This is a genomic window from Rhizobium sp. PL01, from assembly GCF_033447125.1.
Lineage (GTDB): Bacteria > Pseudomonadota > Alphaproteobacteria > Rhizobiales > Rhizobiaceae > Pararhizobium.
This window is the reverse complement of record NZ_JAWQUM010000026.1, coordinates 1-4,130: the sequence shown is the minus strand read 5'-3', so window position 1 is coordinate 4,130 and position 4,130 is coordinate 1. Positions and strand designations below refer to the sequence as shown.

Annotated in this window: 1 protein-coding gene; it reads right to left on the bottom strand. The window is 60.0% G+C overall.

Annotated features, from left to right (window positions below; genetic code table 11):
* The coding region (locus R6X40_RS31490; protein ID WP_412178504.1) for a N,N-dimethylformamidase beta subunit family domain-containing protein at positions 1-3,451 on the bottom strand (3,451 nt) is incomplete at its 3' end.
* Positions 3,452-4,130: the final 679 nt, after the last annotated feature.

Below are 4,130 nucleotides of genomic sequence, written 5' to 3'. Positions count from 1 at the left end.
AGGCACCGTTGAGGGCCGTGCCGAGCGTACCTGATGTCGCACCGAAGCTGACCGCAGACACCGTCTCGGTATCGCCAACGTCAGGATCGGTGTCATTGGCGAGCACATTGCCGCTGGCGATCATGCCGCCCGAGCCGTTGGCCGTGCCCCCCTTTTCGGTCGCATCCCCCACATCGGCAAGTGCCGTCGGTGTCGTGTTGGCTGGGGGCGGACCAGCATTGAACATCACATCGACCCAATAATTCTCCGACTGGTAGGTGCTGGTGGGGAACAGGCTGGTGCTGCCATAGCGGTAGACGCCGTTGCCGGCAGCTGGCGCCGTCAGCGGGCCGCTCGTCACATTGGAGGTAAAGTAATTGGAGGTTGACGAGTAACTACCGGTATCTGTGTGGTAAGACGCCGTGTAGATCTGCCCAGGCGTCAACGAAACCGGACTGGAGAAATACGCCATCTGCCAGCCGCTGGCGGTCTCGTTTGTGAAGGTGAGGGTTGCGAGCTTTGTGCCCGTGCTCGACCATAATGAGCCGGTATGGGTACCTGTGTCCTGGGTGCCCTTGTAAAAACGAATACCACTGATGGTACCTGCCACGGAGGTCTGGAAACGGACACCGAGCTCAACGGCTGCCATATCGTTGGTGTTGACGACAGCTGGCGTGGAGCCCAAAAAGAGGGCCGTAAAGCTTTGTCCGCTTACGGTAACCGTGCGTCCCGCCGAAGGCGTCTCGAGGTTGATGCTGTCATCGACAGCGCGGGACAGGACAGTGTAGGTGCCGGCGACCTGAGGCGACCAAGTATACGTCCAGTTTTCATCGCCCGTCGCCGGATGCCAACTCGCCCCATTGTCGGTCGAAACCTCCACGCCAGCGATGACCCCGCCACCGGTGTCGGTGGCGGTGCCTGTGACGGTAACGGAGGATCCGACGGTCGCTGTGGCTGCCACCGAAAAGACTGTGGTCGGGGCAATATGGTCCGTCGAGGCGGTCGCAGCGACGAGCCCGGATTGCAGCGTGCCCGGCTGTATGCCCATTTCGGCAAACAAGTTTACCATTGCCTGCTGCACGCGGGGATCGGTCGGCGTCACTTCCTTGTCGTGATTGTCGCTCAGCCCCCAGGTCCAATAGACCGTCCCTGCGCCGAACACCAGCGCACCACTGGGCGCGCGATAGAGCGTCAGATTGTGGGTCGAGACGCCGTTGCCGGTCGTATTTCCGTAGTCGAGCAGGTAGGTGCTCACCGGAAGCGTTGTCGACGACAATTTCACCAGGCCGGCCGGATCGAAACCGTTATCCGGTGCTTCGTCCCACTCATACCCGAGATAGTTTTTGGTCAGCGTTGCCGTCTGGCCGGGCTGGAGATTGGCAACGCTCGTATTGCGCCAGAAGCGCAGGTTAGCGTCATCATAGGGCACGGTGATAGACTGGAGATTGGTGCCGACATCGTCGACCTTAAACAATTGGCCGGTCAGCGAGTTTTCCGGGCTGCCGCCGCCGATTGCGGGCGGGCTGAGGCGCGGATCCCGGAAGGTGCCCGTCCATTCGTTGGACGGGTCGATGCTGCTGCCTGGTGCCCAGGTTTCCTTGTAGGAGATCAGGGTCCGATAGGGCGTGGCGTCACTGCTGTAACTGTCACCCCAACGGGTGCGCCAGTAAACCTCGTTACCGCTCCAGAACTGCAGGTTGACGCCCGCATCTCGGGCTGCCTCGACATTGGCGCGCTGCTGCCCAGACCAGTACTCATCGTGCCCGGCATCAACATAGGTTTTGTGGTTCAGGAGCAGACTGCCATAACGATCGACATCGACACCCGCCATGTACGAAACATCATAGCCGTTCTGTTCCAGCCAATAGATGCCCGCATACTCTGCGCCGAACAGATAGTCTTGCGGGCCGGCAAAAGTGCCGACGCCGCCGCGCGTCGCGATCGGTCTGTTGTAGCTGACGGCATAGGCGCGACCGGCACCCTGACCGGTCGCCGGACCGTTGCCGCCATAGAAATTTGCGCCACCCCAGCCGTTATAGGCTTGCCAGGTCTCGTCTGCGGTCTGGAAGACGATGTCGCTATGGCTGTCATCGTCGCGTACGATGAACGGGATATGGTTTTCGCCGAAAGTGCCATCCTGACGCACGAGCTTGGCGATGTAGACGCCTGATGCAGCGTCCGCGGGAACGTCCCAAGATGCGGAAACTGCCCAGTTGCCGGCATCCACCGTGCCCGTCGAGGCATTGCGCAACGGATCGGGCTGCGACTGCAAACCGGTGTGCTGCAGGCTGGTCACCTTGCGCGCGCCCATGCCGCCATAATAGCCAAGACGGTAAATATCGATCCGGTAGTTGGTGGAATCCGTACCGATCTTGAAACTGATCGTCTTGCCGTTGTCGACGCTGATGTCGGTCGCGAACCCCTCGATATTGGCGCTACCGGATCCAACGATACCCCACTCGCTCTGGGGATTACCCAGCTTCTGGTTTTCCAGCACGACAGCGTTGGTGGCCGTCTCCGACGCCGCTGCCAGATTCTGTGTCGCTGTCTTTTGCGTGACCAAGGGTTTGGTGACCGAGCCGGAAAGGATGCCGATGCCCTTGGAGGTCGTGGTTCCTGTCCCGCCCTCTCCCCCGCCTGGCAAGGATCCGTTCCAGGCTACCTGATCTGACCACCGTGCTGTACCGCTCCAGCCCCTGAGCGGGGACAGATGACGATCCAAAAGCGGATCGCTGATCGAGGCGCGGATTGTCCCCTTGCCGGTCGGTACATAATCAGGCCCGTCTATCAACCTGGTGCCCGGCAACTGGCCGCCCGCTTCAAGCACACCATCCTGTTGGGCCCAATCCAGGATCCGCGTGGGCGAGTTGAAGTAGCCGCACCCGCAGACACCAAGAGGCATACCAAAAAACAGAGATGAATGAATCCCGGCAATCGACGCTGTCGCCTGTGTCGATGGAGTCGACCCGAGGATCACGACCCGGCCAGAAGTCGCACGCTCGCTCACCACCGTGATTGACCCTGTCCCCACCGGCGCAGTGTCTTGCGGCAGAAATGGCGCCAGAGGATCGTGGCTCATGGGGCCCGTCTGGACGTGGCCGTCATTGAGTAACGATACAGTTCCGAACAGAGTACCGCCCGCGCCGCGCATAAAAGGTGCAAAACCCGTCGCGCCGGATGCACCCGCTACAGCAGCGAACCCGTGACGCGCGACAGAGGCGCTCGCTTGGGTTGCCGTTCCACCATCCGTTGCAAAAACGTCGGTCCACGATGCCGGTGCATAGCCGACATTGACCTGATTGTCCGTGACGCCGGAGGCTTCCTCCCTCTGCCCAATGTCAGGCTCATCGAGCGTTGCGCTGTTGATAGGGCTATCCGCAATGGCTCCATCCCGGCTCGCATCGGCACTTTGCGCCTGGGCAGAACGTTGAGACGAATCCTCGCGCCCATGGGCCGTCGTGTGCGCCCTCATCTTTCCGCTGGCGGTCAACCACCACAACGGATCCAATAAATCCATGAGCATTGAGCTTGAAGCCCAGCGGCGAGCGTTGCGATACATGGCATGCCCCTTCTCGCTAAATTGTCAGGTGAACACTGTGAGGACCGCTCAAGAGCCTGATCCCGGATTGTAGCCGAAAACGGAGGCACCATAGGCTACCCATTTTGATCTAACCGGCGGCCTCTCCTTTTGGAGAGGAGCTTTGTCGCAAAGTACGCTCTCCCCTTCGCAGCCCCCCAAATGGGCTAAGAGAAGGCTCCGCTTAGCAACATGGAGGCGTGTTACGTTTTCTCGGGCTTAAAATTTGCGGATAGTTGGTCGCCGTGACCACAATGACGGGGTGCGATAAGGACCATCGCTTTCGGCCGTCAGCATCGCTCACGCAGTCTGGTTCATTTCACATCTCCACCGACCCTCCGGCTGGTCGGAGAAATGCTGTTGGAGCGTGCCGACGGCATCGCTGTCGTAGATTGGCACCATCTGTTTCGATACCGCAATTTTGAGAGTACAGAAACGCGTGTCACTCCCCCCGGCGACTATGATCCCCTTCATCTTGAATGCCTTGCTTCCTGTCGCTTGTTGCAATGATGGTTTGGTCCACACCACCACTTGCCGTCTTGTAAAATGTGGCGTCCTTCACTGGCTGGCCTGT